Source organism: Streptomyces sp. NPDC006372, assembly GCF_040612515.1.
Classification (GTDB): Bacteria; Actinomycetota; Actinomycetes; order Streptomycetales; family Streptomycetaceae; genus Streptomyces.
Window position 1 is genome coordinate 1 of the sequence record NZ_JBEXQJ010000030.1, and the last position, 20667, is coordinate 20667.

General features: G+C 70.0%; 13 protein-coding genes. 2 read left to right on the top strand and 11 right to left on the bottom strand.

All coding sequences use genetic code 11. From position 1 onward, the window contains the following. From ABZ016_RS32385 to ABZ016_RS32425, 9 genes are all read right to left on the bottom strand, one after another. A partial coding sequence (locus tag ABZ016_RS32385; RefSeq protein WP_356920255.1) for a hypothetical protein occupies positions 1-309 on the bottom strand: 309 nt, incomplete at its 3' end. Further along, complete coding sequence (locus tag ABZ016_RS32390) at positions 306-920, bottom strand: MptD family putative ECF transporter S component (protein ID WP_356920256.1); 615 nt, start codon at positions 918-920, stop codon at positions 306-308. The genes ABZ016_RS32390 and ABZ016_RS32385, both read right to left, overlap by 4 nt. Positions 921-969: 49 nt before the next feature. Then, entirely contained in the window at positions 970-1770 is an 801-nt protein-coding gene (locus tag ABZ016_RS32395) for an alpha/beta fold hydrolase (protein WP_356920257.1), read from the bottom strand. 6 nt (positions 1771-1776) lie between these two features. After that, positions 1777-3495 (bottom strand): ABC transporter ATP-binding protein, encoded by a 1719-nt coding sequence (locus ABZ016_RS32400; RefSeq protein WP_356920258.1) that lies wholly within the window; start codon positions 3493-3495, stop codon positions 1777-1779. Further along, positions 3492-5330 carry an ABC transporter ATP-binding protein gene (locus ABZ016_RS32405; protein WP_356920259.1) on the bottom strand — a complete coding sequence of 613 codons (1839 nt, stop codon included), beginning with the start codon at positions 5328-5330 and terminating at the stop codon, positions 3492-3494. The genes ABZ016_RS32400 and ABZ016_RS32405 overlap by 4 nt, the downstream gene beginning before the upstream one ends. 119 nt (positions 5331-5449) lie before the next feature. Further along, positions 5450-6541 (bottom strand): Gfo/Idh/MocA family oxidoreductase, encoded by a 1092-nt coding sequence (locus tag ABZ016_RS32410; RefSeq protein WP_356920260.1) that lies wholly within the window; start codon positions 6539-6541, stop codon positions 5450-5452. Further along, positions 6538-10896: an amino acid adenylation domain-containing protein gene (locus ABZ016_RS32415; protein WP_356920261.1), complete on the bottom strand. Its 4359-nt coding sequence runs from the start codon at positions 10894-10896 to the stop codon at positions 6538-6540. Before ABZ016_RS32415 ends, ABZ016_RS32410 begins: the two co-directional genes overlap by 4 nt. After that, entirely contained in the window at positions 10893-15485 is a 4593-nt protein-coding gene (locus ABZ016_RS32420) for an amino acid adenylation domain-containing protein (RefSeq protein WP_356920262.1), read from the bottom strand. Before ABZ016_RS32420 ends, ABZ016_RS32415 begins: the two co-directional genes overlap by 4 nt. A 94-nt stretch (positions 15486-15579) precedes the next feature. Beyond that, on the bottom strand, positions 15580-17370 hold the full coding sequence (locus tag ABZ016_RS32425; protein WP_356920263.1) for a non-ribosomal peptide synthetase: 1791 nt from the start codon (positions 17368-17370) through the stop codon (positions 15580-15582). A 190-nt stretch (positions 17371-17560) separates the two neighbouring features. Between ABZ016_RS32425 and ABZ016_RS32430 the strand changes: the two genes are divergently transcribed. After that, positions 17561-18280, top strand: coding sequence for a tryptophan 2,3-dioxygenase family protein (locus ABZ016_RS32430; protein ID WP_356920264.1), 720 nt, complete (start codon positions 17561-17563; stop codon positions 18278-18280). A gap of 22 nt (positions 18281-18302) precedes the next feature. Here the strand turns inward: ABZ016_RS32430 and ABZ016_RS32435 are convergent, their stop codons facing one another. Next, positions 18303-18803, bottom strand: coding sequence for a winged helix-turn-helix domain-containing protein (locus tag ABZ016_RS32435; protein ID WP_356920265.1), 501 nt, complete (start codon positions 18801-18803; stop codon positions 18303-18305). 41 nt (positions 18804-18844) lie between these two features. Further along, positions 18845-19078, bottom strand: coding sequence for an MbtH family NRPS accessory protein (locus ABZ016_RS32440; protein ID WP_356920266.1), 234 nt, complete (start codon positions 19076-19078; stop codon positions 18845-18847). Positions 19079-19426: 348 nt separating this feature from the next. Here ABZ016_RS32440 and ABZ016_RS32445 point away from each other — a divergent pair, with 348 nt between their 5' ends. Continuing rightward, on the top strand, positions 19427-20644 hold the full coding sequence (locus ABZ016_RS32445) for a cytochrome P450 (RefSeq protein WP_356920267.1): 1218 nt from the start codon (positions 19427-19429) through the stop codon (positions 20642-20644). The last annotated feature ends 23 nt before the right edge of the window (positions 20645-20667 follow it).

The following is a 20667-nucleotide window of genomic DNA, read 5'->3' on the forward strand; positions in this document are numbered from 1 at the left end:
AGGCCCGACCCCCGCCCACGGTCCGGCCAGGGCCCGAAGAACGCCCACCCCGGCCGCCGCCGCGGCGGCCGCCGGGAGTCCGAACACGCGCCGCCAAGCCCGCTCCGTGATCGCCAGCAGCACACCGGCCACCAGCGATGCCGGAACGAACCACAGCCCGCCGGGCGCCATGATGGTGATGCTCGCGGCCAGCAGGATCACCACCGCGGTGCGCGGGTCGAGCACCCACCCTCCGACCGTGCCCCGGGGTGCCGTGGCGACGATCTCGTCCACCGCCACCGGGGTCGGCTGCGAACGGGTACCGGTCACACCAGGCCGGCTTTCCGGAAGTGCTTGTCCAGCAGCCGGACTCCGAGCGCGCCGCCGATCACACCGAACACCAGCGTGGACACGTCGAACGAGATCAGCACAGCCGGCGAGAGGAGATCGTCGAGCTTCTCGACGTACTCCGCCCCCATCGAGTCCATGTACGGGCTGGAGAGGAATTCATCGCGGGCGTACAGCATCGGCGCGAACAGCCCGGCGAACCAGGTGCTGAACACTGCGTAGGCGAGCACACTCATCTTCCGCGAACGGTACCGGCCGACATAGAGCAGCGCCTCGGCGACCAGCGCCCCAACCACTCCGATGACCAATCCGATCGGCGGGCTTCCGATGAGCAGCATGAAACCGTTCACGATGACGGCTAACACGGTGACCATGCCGGCATGCCGCACCCGGGTGAGAAAGAGCATGAACGGCACGCCCGCTGCGACGATGCTGACCGCACTCGTCACCAGCGTCATGATCGGGCTGATGAATTCGAGCAGGTTGAATATTCCCACGGTAACGATGTAGAGCGCACCGAAGATTCCGATATTGATGAGATCCCGTGGGCTCATCCGGAAGTCCAAGCGCTGATCGGCGGCTTCGGTTGTCACGGTGTTCTGCCTTCGTCTCGGCTTTGTGAGTGGTTTTCGCTCTGGGCGGTCACGGGGCGGAGAGCCATGGGACCGCCGATTCGTCGGACGCCGCGCGTGCGTGCGCCGTCAGGAGTTTGACGACCGGGTCGCGGTGCTCCTCCAGGTAGAAGTGACCGCCCTCGAAGACGCGCACCTCGCACGGGCCGTCGGTGACCTCGCTCCAGGCCTCGGCCTCCCGCGGAAGGATCTCCGGATCCCGGTCGCCGTACAGCACCGTGACCGGAACGTTCAGCCGTGGACCGGGCAGGGCCCGATAGGTTTCGCTCAGCCGGTAGTCGGACCTGATGACGGGCAGGAACGCCTGGATGAACGAGGGGTTGTCGAGGAGGTCGCGGTGCGTCGCCTCGGTACGTCGCAATTCCTCGACCAGCTCCTCGTCGCTGCCGAGATGCACCCGGCCCGGCCGGGTCAGGGCGGGGGCCGGATGCCCCGAGACGACCAGTCCCTGCGGTGGATCGCCGGCTGCGGAGATCCGGCGGGCCACCTCGTAGGCGACGACGGCTCCCATGCTGTGCCCGAACAGAATGGTCGGCAGCTGCGGCCCGTCGACCGGTGGACCGTTCGCCAGCGCGGCGGCCAGACTCTGGATGTCCGCCGGCGCCGGTTCGGAGTACCGGTCCTCACGGCCCGGATACTGGCAGGCGAGGAACTCGATGTCCCAGGGGACCGCCGCGGCCCACGACCGGTAGTAGCTGGCGCTGCCGCCGCCGTGCGGGAACAGCACCACCCGGGCCCGGGCGTAGGGCCGCGATACGAGGCGACGGAACGCACCGGTCGGACTGTCCCGCGCTATGGGATCGACAGACATCTCGGTCTACCTCCTCGCTACGGGTGCCATGGCGATGTTCCAGAACTCGGCGTAACGGCCGCCGCGGCGCAGGAGCTCGTCGTGGCTTCCTTCCTCCACGACCCGGCCTCCGTCCAGGAAGACGACGCGGTCGGCGCGCTGAACGGTGCGCATGCGGTGGGCGACCATGACCACGGTGCGGCCGGCCATCAGGCGTTCGATGCCCTCGTGGACGGCTGCTTCGTTGACCGGGTCGAGTGCGGAGGTCACCTCGTCCAGCAGCACGACGGGCGCGTCCTTGAGCAGCGCGCGAGCGATGGAGACGCGCTGGCGCTCACCACCGGAGAGCAGGGCGCCGCCCTCGCCGACGTTGGCCGCCCATCCGTCGGGCAGCCGATCGATGACCTCGTCCAGGCGTGCCGCGCTCGCTGCCGCGCGCACCTCGGCGTCGGAGGCGTCCGGGCGGCCCAGACGGATGTTCTCCTCGATCGTGCCGTCGAAGAGGTAGACGTCCTGGAAGACGATGGACATCTGCGCCATCAGCGCCTCGGGATTCATGTCGCGTACGTCCACGCCACCGATGCGCACGGCGCCCTGATCGACGTCGTAGAACCGGGCGAGGAGCTGCAGCAGGGTGCTCTTGCCCGCGCCGGAGGGACCCACCACGGCGAGCCGCTGCCCCTGGGGCACGGTCAGCGAGGCGTGGTCGAAGACCGTGCGGTCGCCGTGCTGGAACGTGACGGCGTCGAACTCCAGGTCGTGGCCGGCCGGCTGACGGGGTTCGGCCGGCTCGGGCAGCGGTTCGGTGCGCAGGACCGTGTCGAGCTGGGTCAGCACCGAACGCGCGCCGCGGAGCTTGCCGCCGATGTCCGTCAGGGACAGCAGGGGGTCGGCGCAGCGGGCGGCCAGCACCAGGATCGTCAGGACCTCCGCGACGCCGATGTTCCCGTCCAGCGCCAGGTAGACGCCCAGGACCAGCAGCGCGGTGAACATCGCCTGGACCGTCAGGGTCAGGCCCACCGCGCCGGGCAGCGCGGAGAACGTGGAGCGGCGCGAGGCCCGCTCGACGTCGCGCAGTGAGTCGTCCAGCAGCCCGAAGCGCTCCCCGGTGCGCCCACCGGCCCGCAGGACCGGCTGCACCTGGAGGAACTCGATGACCCGGCCGGTGGCCTCCTCGTCGAGCTTGTGGCGCTCCGCATCGCCGGCGGCCGACGTGCGTGCCGTCCATACCTGGATCCCCACCACGAGCGGCGCGGCGGCCAGCGCGGCCAGTCCGAGCTGCCAGTTGTAGGCCAGCATCACCACGACGATGGTCAACGGCGTCACACTGGCCGAGATGAAGGGCGCCAGCAGGTGCGCGATCACGGACATCGCCTGCAGCACGCCCTGGCTGGCCAGCACCGAGACCTCGCCCAGCCGGCCGGAGTTGCTGTACCAGCCGATCGGCAGCCGGGCCAGGTGATCGCCGAGCCGGTGGTACATGCCGCGAAGCAGCGCCGACCCCACATGGAAGCCGGACAGATCACTGACGTAGCGCAGCAACGCGTAGACCGCGATCGCGATGCCGAACCCGGTCAGCCAGGGCCAGGCGTCCTCGGGCGAGTCGCCCAGCAACTCTCGCAGGACCGGCACCAGCAGCGCGTAGGACAGGCCCTCGGCCACCGAGGTCACCGTCATCAGGGTCACGGTGCGGCGCAGCGGACGGGCGTATTCGCGTCCCAGCACACGCAGCAACATGCGGATCATCGGGACTCATCTCCCTGCAGTACGCCGTCCAGGGCTTCGACGTCGTCGGTGGATGCCGCGTGGTGGGATTGCCAGAACGTGGCGAACCTCCCGTTCTGGGCGAGCAGTTCCGCGGGCCGGCCCCGCTCGACGATCTGCCCTTCGTCCAGCATCACCACGCAGTCGGCGTCCATGATGGTCTCCAGACGGTGGGCGATGACGAGAACCGTCCGCTCGCCGCCCAGCGTCGCCAGAGCATGACGCACCGCCTGCTCGGTCTGCGGATCGGCGAACGCGGTCGCCTCGTCCAGGACCAGAACCGGCGTATCGGCGAGCAGAGCGCGGGCGATCGCGATCCGCTGCGCCTCGCCGCCGGACAGCCTGGCGTCCTCGCCGATCACCGACTCGTAGCCGTGCGGCAGTTCGAGAATCCGCTCGTGGATGTTGGCCAGCTTCGCGGCCCGCACCACGTCGTCGCGATCGGCCTGCGGCACCGCCAGCGCGATGTTGTCCGCGACCGAGGCGCGCAGCAGTCGCACGTCCTGGAAGACGAACGACACCCGCTGGTACAGCTCCCGGCTGCCGAGCTCGCGCAGATCCACTCCGCCCAGCGTCACGGCGCCCTGGCCGGGGTCGAAGAACCGGGGCAACAGCTGCACCAGCGTGGACTTCCCGCTTCCCGAGGGGCCCACCACGGCGGTGACCGTCCCCGGCTCCAGCACCAGATCGACCCCTCGTAGCACCTCGCGGTCGTCCTCATAGCCGAACCGGACCCCGCTCAGCTCCACGCGGTTCCCCTGCGGGATCCGCGGATGCGGCGGCTCCGGAAGCGACTCGACCTCCAGCACCTCGCGGATCCGGCCCACCGCGCGCCCCGCGGCCTGCATCTCGTCGAAACCGTGCCCCAGGGCGGCCACCGGAGCCGTCAGCCCCAGGCCCAGGAGCAGGAACGGCAGCAGATCGGCCGGTGCCAGACCGCCACCGGTGATCCGGATCGTGCCGCCGATCAACACGACAAGCAGCACGAACGGCGGCGCCAGCACCAACTGCATCCCTGCGGCGATCCGCGAGATGCCGTGCACCCACCGGTTGAACGTGCTCACGAAGTCGTCCGCCGCGGTCAGGAACTTGCGGTGCGCACGGCCCGACTGGCCGAACGCCTTGACCACCGCGATGCCCTGCACGAACTCGACCACGGACGTCGAGATCCGGCCCATGGCGGTATCGAATTCCTCCTGCTCCCGCAGCCGCTTCGGCGTCATCATCAGCGGAACCAGCGCGATCGCCATCACCACCGGAATCAGCGTGATCAGCGTCATCTGCCAGTCGACGGTGAACAGATAGATCAGCGAGGCCAGCGGAACCACGAACGCGGAGACGAGCTCCCCAGGGGTGTGGGCGATGAACGGGTGCACCGCACCCACGTCCTCCCCCACCACCTTGGCCAGCTCACCTGTCCGGCGACGGGAGAACCAGCCGATCGGCACCCGGCCCAGCTGCGCCGCCAGCTGCCGGCGGAACGCCAACTGCACCTGGCCGTCGAGGACATGGCCGATCCCGGACGACGCCGCCGTGAAGACCAGCCGCACGAACAGGCCGATCACACCCACGATGACGACATTCCACACGTGATCACGGTCAGCGGGGCCCTCCGCCAGCAGAGTCCGCCCCAGCTCCACCACCGCCAGCAGCGGCGCCAGACCCGCGAGAGCGCCGATCACCTGCAGGAGCACCACAACCGCGAGCTTTTGGACGAACGGACGCAACAACCGCCCGAAGTCCTTCTTTCCGGCCGGACCGGTCTCCGCTAACAACGTGGACCGTTCCCCCGCCACAGCGGGATCGATCGCACTCATGCCTCTCCCATCGATTTTCAAACGTGTTCCGATATGACCGTACCGTGGACGGAGTCGCTGTGTCACCACCAATGACCAACGACTCCAGGGCCGTTCCGCGGCCGGTGTCCGGTGTCCGCTCAACCGGTGAGATCGGCGACCGTCAACGGCTCCCCGGAAGCCGGGTGGGCCACCTCCGGATAGCCGAGGGCCTCGGTCAGCTCCTTCCAGGCGCGGGCGACGGTCAGCGGGCGCTGGCTGCCCTGCAACGGGTCCACGCCCGCGTCGACGCGCTCCCGCAACGCGTCCAGCGCGGCCAGCACCCCGTCCCCCCACACCTCGTGCAGGGCGGTCGCCCAGGTGGGCGTCTCGGCCGCACCCACATAGGCGCCGGTGGTGCCGAGCCCGTGCGGCCACCGCTCCGCCGCGTCCGACGGGCTCGGGAGGAACTGCCCCGTCGCGTCCGACGGCATGTGCAGCGCCGGGCTCCAGATCACCGGACCATGGGTGTTGGCCAGCATCAGGTTGCCCGCGTCGGTCCCGATGGTGATCCGGTGCAGGAACAGGCTCGTGCTGTCGTCGCCCTCCTGCATCCGGTTCTCCACCCGCAGTGTCAGGGGCACGCCCGCGATCTGCCCGTCCACAGCGACCAGCGGGTGGCCCGCCCGCTCCGCGACCGGAGACAGCGACCATGGCCGCAGCCCGTCGAAGATCCCGGCCAGGATGTCGAGCAGATCGAAGGAGACCTGCACCGCGCACATGGCGTCGACGAACACCGGCTTGCGCAGCCGCACCAGCCGGCGAGCGGCGGAGGTGAACCGCTGGACCGGCTCGAGATGCGGATAGAAGGTGTTCACCAGGTACTGGGTCCCCGCCCGGCGCGCCACCCGCAGACAGTCCGCCAGCTCGGTCGGGTGCACCGGGTGTTCCTGCAGCACATGGATGCCGCGCTCGAGCAGGGCCTGGGCCAGCTCGACGCCCCGGCCGCCGCCGACCGCGGTCGACACCACGACGCAGGCCGCGTCGATGTCGTCGGGCAGCTGGTCGACCTTGTCGTACAGCGGGACGCCGTACTCCTGCGCGAGCGCGACGGACCGGGCACTGCCTCGTGCCACGATGCCGGCGAGCCGGAAGCGCTCGGGCGCGGCACGGCGGAGGGCCGAGAGGTACACCTGGCCGAACCGGGTGCCGCATACGACGATGCGCATCGGGTCCGAGGGGGCGCGCGTCATCGGCGGTCCACCTCCGGCACCGTGATCGCGTCCGTCGTTCCCGTCACGTGCGGCGGCCGGAGGCAACTGAAGTGATCGCCCGGAATGTCGACGACCGTCAGGTCGCCCAGGCACACCTCACGCCAGAAGTCGGTCGGATCGCTCTGCGGACCGGGGATCAAGTGCCCGGGCTCGACCGGGCGGAGGAAGGTGATGTCCCCCGCGTACGGCTCCGGCTCGTGGCGTGTCACCGCATCCAGGGTCCGCGCGAAGGCGGTGTGCATGGCCGCGATCTGCGCGGCGTCGGCCCGCTTCGGATCCGCGTCGGCGAGGCCGCGGTGCAGTTCCGCCCGCCGTTCGGCAGTGTCCCGCTGCCCGAGGGCACGGAACCGCTCGGCGACCGCGTCCAGTTGCCCGTCGCCGGTCACCCGCCCGAGGGCGCCCTCCTCCAGGGCTGTCGGCGAGCCGGCCAGCGCGGTCGCGAGAGCCCGGCCGACCGCCGCTTCGTCGGCGGGCCAGCCATGGGCGGCCGGGTCCGCGCCCATCGTCCGTGTGAAGGCGTAGTCCACCATCAGGTCGTCGTGCAGCAGGTACGGGACGCGGTGGCCGGACACGACGGTCAGCCGCCGGACCGTCACGTCCGCCTCGCTCAGGGCCCGGGCCAGCTCCAGTGCGATCGGGCCGCCGAGGCCGTAACCGATGATCTCCACGTCGTCGTGTCCGGCGGCTCGCACCTCGCGTGCGTAGCGGACGGCCAGTTCCTCGACGAGGTCGGGCACGGCAGGGTCGGAGCCGCCGCCGCCGGCGGGCAGGACGAGCCCCAGCAGCGTCGCGTCCGCGCCGAGTCCGTCGATCAGCGCCCGGTACCGTGTCAGGGTTCCCGATCCGTCGTGCACGAGCAGCCGTACCGGCCCCTGCCCCGCTCCGGCCAGCGGGACCAGTGACGACCGCAAGGCGGTCGGCGCCGTCGTCTCCGGCGCCGGCGCCGGAGCGGCGGACTCCAGCCACCGGGCCAGACCGGCGACCGTGGGCCCCTCCAGCAGGGCGCGCAGCAGGACGTCGAAGGTGGTCCGCGCGGCCTGGGGGAGGCGTTCGCGCACCTGTCCGACGAACTGCGCCGCCAGCAGCGAGTTCCCGCCCACGTCGAAGAATCCGTGGTCGCGGGCCGGCGGTTCGCCGCCGAGGACCTCGGCCCACAGCTCGGCGATCCGCCGTTCGAGTCCGGGCCGCGGCGGCTCGGCGGACGCGGCCTGCGGCGCACCGGGCGCCGGTGCCGACTCGAGCAGGCGCTTGCGGTCGACCTTTCCGTTGGGTGTCAACGGCAGCGTCTCGACGATCCGTACCCGCGCCGGGACCATGTGCGCCGGCAGCCGTTCGGACACCCAGCGGACGAGTTCCGCGCCTTCGACGGACGCCGATCGGCTGCGCGGAATCACGAACGCGACCAAGGCCCGCTCGAAGGGGTCGCTGCCCGCCGCCAGCACCACACAGGTGCCCACCTGCGGGTGTTCGCCGAGCACCGACTCGATCTCGCCGAGCTCGATCCGGTGCCCCCGGATCTTGATCTGCTGATCCGCCCGGCCGCAGAACTCGATCTCCCCGTTCGGCAGGTAACGGCCGAGATCGCCGGTGCGATAGAGCGGTTCCGCCGTCTCCGGGTGCCGCAGGAAACGCTCCGCGGTCCGCTCGGGGTCGTTCAGATAGCCCGTGGCCAGACCGGTGCCCGCGATGTACAGCTCGCCGACGACCAGGTCGGGCCGGTCGCGCAGCGCGGCGTCGAGTACGTGGAAACGCTGGTTCGCCAGCGGACTTCCGTACGGAATGCTGCGCCAGTGCGGTTCGACGCCCTTGATGCGGTGGTGGATCGACCAGATCGCCGCCTCCGTCGCTCCGCCCAGACTGACCAGCTCGGCCCCCGGCACGTGCCGTTCGGCGTGACCGGGCAGCGACAGCGGGATCCAGTCACCGGACAGCAGAGCCAGCCGCAGACAGGAGAGTCCGGCGGGTTCGACGTCCAGATAGTGCATCAGCATCTGGAGCTGCGCGGGGACCGAGTTCCATAGCGTGACGCCGTGTTCGGCCACCATCGCGGCCCAGTGCGAAGGGTCGCCGCGCCGCGCGGGGTCCGGCAGCACCAGCGGGGCGCCGACGGCCGGCGGACCGAACAGGTCGTAGACCGAGAGGTCGAAACTGAGCGCCGCCAGACCCAGGACCCGGTCGGAGGCGCCGACGCCGAAGCGCCGATTGATGTCGACCACTGTGTTGAGGGCGGCCTGGTGGGTGATCATCACGCCCTTGGGCACACCGGTCGAACCCGAGGTGTGCATCACGTAGGCGAGTTCACCGGGCGTCGTCGAAGGCGCGTCGGGAACCCGGGCCAACGGCAGCGGCGGCACGCCGGCCACCTCCACCGCCCGGACACCGGGCGGGGGCGCGCCGGTCGTGGCGTCGGCCACGACCGCGAACCGGGCGCCGCTGTCGGTGAGGATCCTGTCCCGGCGGATCCTGGGCTGGCCGAGGTCGACCGGCACGTACACGCCGCCCGCGAGGAGCACTCCGAGCACCCCGACGGCCTGGTCCCGGCTCTTGTCGATCAGTACACCCACGAAGTCACCGGGGCGGCACCCCGCTGCCCGCAGCTGATCGGCCACCGCGGCGGCCCGGCCCAGCCACTGCCCGTAGGTCAGCGTCCCGGCCGGGTCGATCACCGCGGCCCGGTCCGGGAACCGCCGCGCGTACGCCACGAGGGGGTCGTGCAGCAGGCCGTCCGGAACGGGCGCCTGCGTCGCGTTCACCGCGGCCCGCACGGCGCGCTGCCGATCGGGCAGCGGCTGCGGGTCCACCGCGGCCCACGGCTCGTCGTCGGCGGCCAGCCGGTGCAGGAGCCCTTCGAACGCGGCGAACATGTCGTCCACCAGACCGTCGGGGAAGACCCCTTCACGGACGTCCCAGTTCATGTCCAGGCCGCCGTACTGGTCGCCGACCTGGCAGTCGATCCACACCTGCGGCGTCTGGCTGATGCCGTGGACCGGCCGCGTCTTCCGGCCCGCCGGCGACACCGTGTCGCCGCCCCCGACACCGATGCTGCCGGTGAACACCACCGGCAGGAGCGCCGCCTCGCGCCCATGGCGGCGGGTGATCTCGCGCAGCACCTCCACGCCGCTGTACAGCCCGTGATCAAGGTCGTCGAAGATCTGCTCGCCCAGGGCGCGGGCCCGCTCGGCGAAGCTCGTCCTGCCTTCGCGCTCGACGGCGAGCAGGCTCAGCGAGGTGAAGTCGCCGAGCAGCCGGTCCACGTGCGGGTGCAGCGGCATCCGGTTGAGCACGGGAAGGCCGAGGCAGAAGCGCTCGACGCCGCTCCAGCGGCCGATCGTCTCCGCGTACGCCGCCAGCACGGCGTTGGCCGGCGTGATGCCGTGCTCGGCGGCGCGCTCCTTGAGCGACCGCCACACGCGGTCGTCCAGCGTCGCCGTCAGACGCCGGAACCGCGGCGGCGCCGTCGCCGGATCGTGGTCGTCGCGCAGCGGCAGCGCGGGCGCGCCGGCCAGGTCGTCGATGCGGTTCGACCAGTACGCGCGGTCACGAGCGTAGCGATCGGTGTCGCGCAGCCGGCGCTCGGCGAGCACATAGTCGCGGAAGGTGGCGTCCACCGGGGGCAGTTCGCAGTCGGGCCGCTGGTAGCGACGATCGAGCTCGGAGAGCACCTGCTGCATGCTGAGCCAGTCCAGCGCCATGAAGTCCACGGACACGTGGAGCACACTGCGGTCCGGCTCCCGGGTCAGGCGCAGCTCGTACATGGGGCGCTCACCAGCGGGGTGCACCTTGTGGGACAGCTCGTCGCGCACTTCGGCGAGCGTCTTGTCGACCGTGTCGCCGGACGCTCCGCGCAGATCGGCGACCTCGATGCGGGTGTCCCGCAGCACGGGCAGGACCCGTTGGGCGCCGTCCTCGAAGATGACCGTCCGCAGGGTGTCGTGGCGCTGCACCAGGCCGTCCCACGCCTCCTGCAGCCGGTCGGGGTCCAGATCCGCCGGATACTCGAACTCCAGGTAGACATGGCAGGACACGCCGCCGTAGTCGAAGGCGGCATTGCGGCCGAACAGATAGGCCGACTGGATGTCGGTCAGCGGGAAGGGCAGTTCACGGTCCTCGGGCCGGCTCTGCCACACCGGATCGCCGCCGTGCGGCTGCCCCGCCTCCGGGCTCGCGGCCGTGTCCGCCATGATGTCCAGCAGCTCCGCCTTGCAGCGGCGCAACTCCGCCAGACGCTGGTCGGTCATCACCCCGCGAGGCGCGCGGAACCGCAGCTGCTCACCCTCACGCCACAGACGGATCCCTGCGCTCTGAAACTCTTCGAGCAGTTCCCTGGCGTTCACACCGCACCCTCTTCGCAGTCGTCCCCGTTGTCCCAGCCGTCGCTCGGCCGCCCGCCGGCGGTGGAACCGAGCCGGTCGATCAGCGCGCTCAGCCCCGCGACGGTCGGTGTGCGCATGACCTCGCGCATGGGCAGGTCGACGCCCCATGCCCCGCGCACCTCGGCGACGAAGCGCGTCGCGAGCAGGCTGTCGCCGCCGAGCCGGAAGAAGTTCTCGTCGCGGCCCACCGATTCCAGGCCGAGCAGCTTCGTCCACCGCTCGGCGACGAACGTCTCGGTGGCGCCGCGCGGCGGGTCTCCCACGTCACGCGGGCGGTCGACGGAGTGCTCGAGAACCGTCTGAATCCGTCGCCGGTCGACCTTCCCGTTGCCGCTGAGCGGCAGCGCGGGCAGCACGGCGAGGTGGGCGGGGACCATGTGCTCGGGCAGCCGGTCCGCCGCCCACCGGCGCAGCTGCTCCCCGTCGACCCCGCGAGCCGCCCTGGGCCGGTCCGCGACCAGCAGCACCTCCCCGGTGCGCTCCGTGCGCAGCACCCGGACGTCGCACAGTCCGGCCTCGGCGCAGGCGTCCGCCCATCGCTCGCGGCCGTACAGCCAGGCGGCATCCGGCCGGTCCTCGTCGAACCGTCCCGCGCGCGCCTCCAGCGGCAGTGCGGTGACCAGCGCGAGCGGCGTCGGGTATTCACGCTCGAGCAGGTAGAGACGCCCGCCCGGCGCGAGCAGCAGTGCCATGGTGGACACGGCCAGTTCCGGGTCCGGCATCCGGTGCAGGACGTTGTTCGCCACGATTGCGTCGAATGCGTGGACGTGCTGGGCGGCGATCGCGTCGGCGCCCTGCGGCGCGGTCTGCGCGCTGTGCCCCCGCTCGCGCAGCAGCGTCTCGGCCTTGGCCAGCGCCGGCGTCGAGGAACCCAGCAGCGTGTACGCGACCGTGTCCGCGGCGAGTTCGGTGAGCAGCCGCGCGCTGCCACGGCCGCTGACCACGTCCCACTCCGCCACGGCCGGCGGCGCGTCGTCGCCGGCCCGCGCCCGCAGGTCCTTCGCGACGACGCCGAGGCAGTCGGCCGTCCCCGGCATCAGATCGCTGAGCGCCTCGGGAGCCAGGACCGGATCGTCCAGCAACGCGGTGGCGTCCGCGTCACCGGACATGATGGCCGAGAAGAGGGGCCCGGCCCATTCCAGTGCGGTGGCGACGGAGTCGAGACTCGTCCCGCGTGCGGCTTCGCGGACCTGCTCGGCCCAGGCCGGGTCCGTGACCTCGCCCCACCTCGGGCCGTGCCGGTACGCCGCGTCGGCGCCGCGTACCAGCACCGCGCGCTGAGCCAGGTACTCGAGCCAGACGTCCACCACCGGACGCTGTCCGGCACAGACGGACGGCTGCCCGGCCGCGGCGCCGTCGGGCCCGACCAGCGGTGCGACGACACCGGCCAGCAGCAGCTCCACCAGCCGGTGCTCGTGCAGATGCGGATCGGACCGGGGCGCGGGCGGCAGGAAGGCGTTCCTCTGCCGCCTGCCTCCGGGCGTGCGGTCCGTGTGCGCCTGGGCGCGGTCCGGCGCGGACGAGCGCTCGACCACGGCGGCGACCAGTTCCCGGCGCCCCTCGGTCAGCGGTACCGCCACGGCCTGCGCAACCGTGGGATGCGCCTGCAGGCAGGCCTCGATCTCTCCCAGCTCGACCCGGAAGCCGTTGATCTTCACCTGGTGATCGAGGCGCCCGAGGAACTCCAGATTGCCGTCGGGCCAGTAGCGGCCGAGGTCGCCGGTGCGGTACCAGCGCTCGTCGTCCTGCCGGGGGAAGCGTGCCGCGGTCAGCTCGGTGTCGCCCCGATAGCCGAGCGCGACACCGGCGCCACCGATCCAGAGCTCACCGGGCACCCAGTCGGGACAGTCCCGCCCGCGTCGGTCCACCACCCGGAACTTCTGGTTGCGCAGCGGCTTTCCGTAGGGGATCGATCGCCAGCCGTCCGGTACCGCGGTGACCTCGTAGGCGTTCGACCAGATCGCGGCCTCGGTGGCGCCGCCGAGTGCGATCAGCCGGCACCGGCCGTTCGTCGCCCGGTCCAGCCGCTCGGGCAGGTCCAGCCCGATCCAGTCGCCGGACAGCAGGGCCAGGCGCAGCGTGGCGGGGAACGCGGATGCCTCGGCCGCGGTCAGCGCCATGTCGAGCAGGGCCGGCACGGTGTTCCAGACGGTCACCGAGTGCCGTCGGCACAGCGTCAGCCACTCCGCGGCGTCGCGTCGACCGGACTCCGACACGAGGACGGCGCCCGCACCGACCGCGAGGAACCCGAAGATGTCCCACACCGAGAGGTCGAAGTCCAGCGCGGACACCGCCAGCACCCGGTCGCCGGGCCCGATCCCGAACCGCTCGTTGACGTCCTCGACGGTGTTGACCGCGGCGCGATGGCTGATCTCGACCCCCTTGGGCAGGCCCGTCGAGCCCGAGGTGAAGATCACGTACGCGGTGTCACCGGGGTCGGCCGCCACCGGCGCCCCCAGGGGGCGCGCGCCCATCGCCGCCTCGATCGTCAGCACCTCGATCCCGGCATCGGACGGCTCCACGAGCCCGCTGCCGGCGAGCATCACCCGGGCGCCGCTGAGTTCGAGGATGCGGGCGCGCCGTTCGGCCGGCTGGTCCACGCCGATCGGCACGTACGCGGCGCCCGCCGCGAGGACTCCGAGCACGGCCGCGATCTGCTCGGCGCTCTTCGGCGCGGTCACGGCGACGTACGAGCCGCGGCCGATGCCACGCTCCACCAGTGCGCCGGCGATGGCGAGGGCGCGCCGCGCCAGCTCGTCGTGCGCCATCACCTCCTGCTCGCCCCACAACAGGGCGGGCTGCCCGGCCCTTTCGCCGGACCGCTGGAAGAACGCGGTGTGCAGAAGGTTCTCGGTCACCGTGCGGGTCTCCGCATTGACCGCCGCCCGCCGCTCCCGCTGCTCGGCGGGCAGCGGGATCTCCGGCAGCGCGGCCTCCCACTCGCCGGCCATCAGGCCGCGGACCAGGGCCTCGTAGGCCGACAGCATCGCGTCGAGCACACCGTCCGGGAAGAGCTCCTCCACGGCGTCCCACACCAGCAGCACGCCGCCGTCGCGGTTGCGGTAGACCTGGTGGTCGAGCCAGATCTGCGGGGTCTGGGAGATCATCCACGTCGGCTCGCCGAAGCGGGCCGCGAACGCATCCGGAACCAGCGGCGCCGACAGATCGCAGGCGAAGACGACCGGCGCCGTGCGGGGTGCGTCCGGGGCGGTGCGGTGGAAGTCACGCAGCACGTCGACGCCGGAATAGGCGGAGTTGCCGATGTCCTCGTGCATCCGCTTCTGCAGGGCGCGGGCGCAGTCGGCGAAGGTGCCGCCGCCGGACAGATCGACCTCGACCAGCACCAGCCCCGTGAAGTCGGCCACGATGCGGTCGACCTGGGGGTGCGCGTCGAGGTCGCGGTCGAACAACGGCAGATTGAGCAAAAAGTGCTCGTCCCCGCTCCAGCGCCCCAGAACCATCGCGTACGCCGTGGCCAGCACCACGGAGGGCGTCAGACCCGCCTCGCCGGCCCGCCGCTCCAGGACGCGCCACTCGTCCGCCGTGAACTCGCAGGAACGGCGGACGAACCTCGGTACGACGGCCTCCGGATCGGCGGCCAGGGGGAGCTTCGGCCCTCCCGGAAGCGACGGCAGCCTCTCCTGCCAGTACGCGCGGGCCCGTTCGCGGTCCGCGCCGCGGGTCCGGTCCTGGTTCGCGAGATACCGACCGAACGTGTAGGTCAGGTCTTCGAGGCCGAGGGGGTTGTCGTACAGGACGGCCAGATCGCCGAGCAGCACGCGGATGCTGGCGAGGTCGGAGGCCAGCAGGTCGACATTGAAATGGAGCCGGTCCACGTCGCCGGGGAGCCGGGTCAGCTGGACGTCTATGACCTCACCCCGGTCGACGTTCAGGCGCCGGTGCGACAGCCTGTCGCGAAGCGCCAGTGCGGCTGTCGCCGCCTCGTCGCCCGTGCGTTCGCGGAGGTCGTGGACGGTCACGCCCGGCCAGGGCGATTCGGGCATGACGTGCTGGGTGGCGTCGTCGGCGAACGACACGCGCAGCATGGGATGGCGCTCGATCAGGGCGCGAACGGCGTCCTCGAGACACTGTGGGTCCACCTGCTGCCCGTCGAACTCCAGGTAGGCGTGACAGCTGACTCCGCCGAGCGGCTGGTCGTCGGCACGGCCGATCAGGTAGGCCTGCTGCACCGGCGTGAGCGGGGCGGGCTGATCGGCCCGGACCTCGTGCTCCGCCTCGGCGTCGCTCGGCGACTGCGGCAACGGCTCGGCCCCCGCACCGGGCGTGATGAGCTCGAACCAGGCCGACAGCCGCGGCTCGTCGGACAACTGCGCGAACGTGACCTCGGAACCGGCACGGCTGAGCCGGTTCGCCAGCCGCATCATCTCCAGCGACTGCAGGCCGAGTTCGAAGAGGTTGATGTCGTCGTCGGCCTCGGTCACCTCGATGCCGAGCAGGCCGGACACCTCACGGCGCAGGGCGTCCCGGTCCATCCCGGCACCAGTGGCGGCGAGATCCCCCGCGCCACGGTCAGCAATCTCCGATGGCATTTCCAAGCTCCTTTGCACGCTCATGACTTCGCCGCGCCTCACGCCCACCTCGGCAGGTGCGCCGTACCGGCCGATCAACCGTCAGTTGCCGCCCTCAGGCCCGCTCGGCCTGCTCCATGACCTGCGCCAGCTCGGCCAGGGTCCCGGCCTCGAACATCGAACGCATCGGCACGGTCACGCCGAGCTCCTTGCGTATGCGGCTGACCAATTTCGCGGCGAACATCGAATGGCCGCCCAGTTCGAAGAAGTTGTCCTGCGGGCCGGCCTCGTCGACCTGCAGCGTCTCCCTCACCATGCCGCACAGGACTTCTTCGTACGAGGTCACGGCGGCCGCGTCGGCAACGGCACGCGGAGAGGCGTCGTCCGTGCCGGTCCTGCCCGGTGTCCCGCGCACGGCCCGCTCGGCCAGCGCCTTGCGGTCGACCTTTCCGTTCAGCAGGGTCGGAATGTGCTCGAGCACGATGATGCTCGAGGGCACCATGTGCTCGGGAAGGGTGCCGCGCACGTACTGCCGCAACTGCGCCTCGGAGACCTCGTGGCGCGCCGACGTCTTCACATAGGCGACGATGTGCTCGGTGGCGACGTCGTCACCGCCGATCACCGCCACGACGATCTCCACCGCGGGGTGACTCTCCAGCCGCGCTTCGATCTCGCCGAGTTCGATACGGAAGCCGCGGACCTTCACCTGATTGTCGATCCGGCCGGTGAAGTAGAGCTCGCCGTCGGCCGCCAACCTGCCCCGGTCGCCCGACCGGTACATCCTGCTTCCAGGAGGGCCGTACGGGTCGGCGACGAACGTGGCCGCCGTCAGGCCCGGACGGTTCAGGTAGCCGCGGGCCACGCCGGTTCCCGCCAGGAACAGTTCGCCCTCCTGGCCGTCGCGGCGGTCCTGGAGGCCTTCGTCGAGCACGTACACCGCGGCACCGTCCCAGGGTGTGCCGACGGTCACCTCTTCCTGGACACCCTCGATCGGTCCGCCGATGGACGTCCCGACCGTCACCTCGGTCGGACCATAGGCATTGAACAGGCGCCTGTCCTTGGACCACTCCTCGGCCAGGGACCGGGTGCAGACATCGCCGGTGGAGGTGATCGTTCCGCCGACCAGCAGTCCCTCGCTCTCGGTGACGCCCAGGGCGACGGGCGGCAGGACCGCGTGATCGATGTCGTACTTCAGCATGGTCTCGCGCAGCGACTCTCCCGGCATCAGCGCGTGCTGATCGGCCATGACGAGCGTCGCGCCGTTCAGCAGCGCCAGCGCGAAGTCCCAGAACCACGCGTCGAAGCTGAAGGAGGCCCATTGCAGGACACGCTCCCCGGGACCGACTCCGTACAGCCGCTTCTGCGTCGAGACCAGATCCGCGACGCCGGCATGAGTGACCGCGACCCCCTTGGGGACGCCGGTCGAACCGGAGGTGTAGATGACATACATCAGATGGGCCGGACTCAGCGGCACGGGACGCTCGTCCGCGGTGATGTCGTCGCTGCGCTCCTGCGCGCACGCGGCCTCGAAGGAGGCGTCGTCGAGCACGACCTCCGGCACGTCCAGGCGCAGTGAGCTGACGCCCTCCGTTCGCAGCAACAGCACCGGCCGCGAGTCCACGACCATGTGAGCCAGCCGCTCGGTCGGATAGCTCGGGTCCAGCGGCAGGTACGCGCCACCGGCCTTCAGCACCGCCAGCACCGCGACGATCAGCCGGGCCGACCGCGGCACCGCGATGGCGACCAGCGAGTCCGACCCCACGCCGGCCGCCATCAGCCGCCTCGCGAGCCGGTTCGCGCTCTCGTTCAGCTCCGCGTAGTCGACGACGATGTCCCCGAAGACAACGGCCGGCGCATCACCCGACGTGGCCACCACGGACTCGAATATGTCCGAAACAGTGTTCAACTCCGCTCCGCCTCCGACACAGGGTTTCAGCATGAACTGGGCAACAGTCATCGACGATGGCACGGAGCCTTGCCGGCCGACCGAGCCGTGAAAGAACTCTTTCTCCACTCGCTCACCGGGCCGCCGGTCAATCCATGATGAGACAGGGCCTGGCGACGTTGAGCCTTCCGCATGGAGAGAAGGAATCAAAGTGACCGATGACGTTAAGTATCGTGACTACCTCGAACTGGATACTCTGCTGTCCCTCCAGCAGCCCCGCACTGCGGATTCCGCGGCAATGAAGTCCACTGTGCTTTCGGAGCAGTTCTTCATCATCACGCACCAGGCGAGCGAGCTCTGGCTCAGGCAGATCATCTCCGACCTGGAGGCCGTCGTCGATGAGCTGACGACGAGCGACGACACGTCCACCGCGGAATGGATCGTCGATCTCCTCCAGCGTGCCGCAGAACTCATGCGCGTGCTGCACACCCAGTTGACCGCTCTCGACAGATTGCCGCTGCGCGACTTCGCCATCTTCCGGACGCTGCTCGGTACCGCGAGCGGTGCGCAGTCGGAGCAATTCCACCGGCTGGCCCGCCTCATCGGCAACGCCGAGCAGGAAGGGCCGCTGTACGAAGCGTTCGCCGCGTGGGTGGCCAGGTCGGGACACACCGTTTCCGACGTGGCCCGGCAGGGCATCGAAGCGGACGTCTATTACCGCATCATCGAAGCTCTGCTCGACGTCGGCAACGGCTATTGGCGATGGCAGGTGGGTCATATCAGCCTGATCACCCGGGTGCTGGGCCACCACGCCGGAACGGGTGGCACAGCGGGAGCCGACCACCTGGTCAGCCGCTGCACCCTCCCGTTCGCGGAGCTACGCGAGCTGCGCAGTCAGGCGCACCTCGGTCTCAGCGTCGCGACGTCGTGACTGCCGGGCGGCGCCGATGCCGCTAGAGGGGCTCGAGGACGAACCCGCGTCCCCAGACGTTCCGCACCGCGAGACCCACGAGTTGCAGGCGTCGGCGTAGCCGCATCACATGCAGGTCCAGTGCGTTGCTGGACGAACTGGAGCCGGAGTTCTTGAGGATCTCGCGCAATTCGGTGCGGTAGATGATCTGACCGTACCGGGCCACCAGCGGCGCCAGCATCTCGCACTGCGTCAAGGAGAGCGTGACGGACGAATCCTCGAAGTAGAGGATTCCTGTCGGGTCCACCACGGGCTTCGACTTGAGAACGGCGCGATGCTCCAGCTGACGCAGCCGGGCCTGAAGATCTTCGTGAACGATGGGAGGGCGCACCCAGTCCTCGTAGAGACTCAGATGCTCCGGCGGGGACGCGCCGTGCTCGACCACCAGAAGACAGAGATGCCCCCGGGCCTTGCATTGCTCGCGGATATTTCTTTCCGCCGGCCAGCGGACGAACTTGACCCGATTCTTCACATCAACATTCACAGGCATCTCCCCCAAGTAACCGTGTTCCGTTGATCCACGGGTCACGCCCCGGCCGGCGTGCCGCCGTTCGCAGCCATCCTGTCCCGCAAGCTCTTCGGACGCATGTCCGTCCAGGCGTGGTCGATGTAGTCGATGGTCTTCGCCCGGGTGGCCGGGCCGTACACGACCCGCCAGCCGTCGGGAACGGTGATGCCCTGCGGCCACAACGAGTACTGCTCTTCCTCATTGAGCAGCGCCAGATATTCTCGGCTGTCGTCCTCGAATGGATGCGGCATTGCTTCAATCTCCTCTTCGAGCAGAATTCCTGAAACCTGCCCACAATACGAACAGCGGCCGTCAATTCCTGCCGTCGCGCCCCCCGGAAGCGATGTCGACATTAGCAGTCGACTATCATATGTAGACAGCTTTACTCTGCATTCTTCCCCGTGCATTTTGCATATTGACAGGCCCCGCCGGCGTGTGCGTGTCGTACCCCGACCCTCGTTCCCTCGGTACCCGGCGCCCGGGCAGCCGGTTCGCCGAGCAGCGACGATCGGCCCCCGTTGTCGCACCCGACCGGGTTGGCCGAAAGGAACGGGCAAGAGTTCGGACGGTGGCCGGTCTTCGCCTGCCACCATCGGGCAATGACTCAGTCCGCTCTCGGTTTCCGTTCCCTGGATCTCACCGATCCGGCTACCTTCATTGAGAACGACGTCCACGAGTTCTGGCGTGAAGTGCGTGCCGAGCGCCCCGTCTACTGGCATGAACCCACCGGCCGATACCCGGGGTTCTGGGTGGTGTCCCGATATGACGACATCCAGTCGCTGTTCCACGACGCGGCCTTGAGTTCCGCCAGGGGAAACGTCCTCGATGTCGTGCTGCGCGGCGACGATTCCGCGGGCGGCAGCATGCTGGCGGTCACCGACGGCCCGCGTCATCGGCAGCTCCGTAATCTCATGTTCAGCGCGTTCACCCCACGAGCCCTCGGCGAGGTCGTCGAGAACGTCCGCCGGCGCGCCGCCGAGCTGGTGTCGGAGGTCGTCGGACGGGACACGTTCGACTTCGCCGCCTCGGTGGCCGAGCAGATTCCGATGAACACGATCTGCGATCTGATGTCCGTTCCGGCCGCGGACCGCAAGAGCCTGCTCGAATGGAACAAGTCGGCGCTGTCCTCTGGCCATGCGGACAGCAGCGATCTCGATGCGCTGAGCGCCCGCAACGAGATAGTGCTCTATTTCATGGAGTTGGGCCAGGAACGGCGGGACAACCCCGGCGACGACGTCATCAGCATGCTCGCGACCGCGGAGATCGACGACTGTCCGCTCACCCTCGAGGAAATCGCTGTCAACTGCTACAGCCTTATTCTCGGTGGGGACGAGACCTCTCGGATATCCGCGATATGCGCGGTGCTTGCGCTCATCGAGCATCCCGATCAGTGGCACGCCCTGCGGACGGGCGAAGTCTCCCTCGATTCTGCTGTCGAGGAGATCATCCGCTGGTCGACACCAGGGATCCATCTGGCACGTACCGCCGTATCGGATTTCGAGCTGCACGGAAAGAAGATACGGAAGGGCGACATCGTCACGCTGTGGAACATCTCGGCCAACAATGACGAGTCGGTCTTCGACGAACCGCGCCGGTTCACCCTGTCCCGCTCCCCCAACAGGCACCTGGCGTTCGGCCACGGCCCGCACTACTGCCTGGGCGCCTACCTCGGCCGAGCGGAGCTGCGGGCGCTGCTGAGCGCGCTGGTGGCCGAGGTCGCACGGATGGAGTTGCGCGGAACGCCTCGCCACATCTACTCGAACTTCCTCACCGGTTACGAGAGCCTGCCGGTTCACTTCGCACTCCGGCAGCGGTGAGGGGAATTCGCATCCGGGAAAGC